Annotated in this window: 1 protein-coding gene; it reads left to right on the top strand. The window is 67.8% G+C overall.

What is annotated here, in order from left to right:
* Positions 1-245, top strand: a 245-nt coding sequence (locus AKL29_RS25505) for an electron transfer flavoprotein subunit alpha/FixB family protein (protein ID WP_202814555.1), incomplete at both ends; no start/stop codon positions are given.

Here is a 245-nt window from a genome sequence, read left to right as displayed (position 1 = left end):
GCCGGCGTCGGCGCCTCGCGCGCCGCGGTCGATGCCGGCTATGCGCCGAACGACTGGCAGGTCGGCCAGACCGGCAAGGTGGTGGCCCCGGAACTTTATGTCGCGGTCGGCATCTCCGGCGCGATCCAGCATCTGGCCGGCATGAAGGACTCCAAGGTGATCGTCGCCATCAACAAGGATGAGGACGCGCCGATCTTCCAGGTCGCCGATTACGGCCTGGTCGCCGACCTCTACCAGGCGGTTCC

Source organism: Bradyrhizobium pachyrhizi, assembly GCF_001189245.1.
Classification (GTDB): domain Bacteria; phylum Pseudomonadota; class Alphaproteobacteria; order Rhizobiales; family Xanthobacteraceae; genus Bradyrhizobium; species Bradyrhizobium pachyrhizi.
The sequence above is the reverse complement of the archived record's forward strand: the minus strand, read 5'-3'. Positions and strand labels throughout refer to the sequence as shown.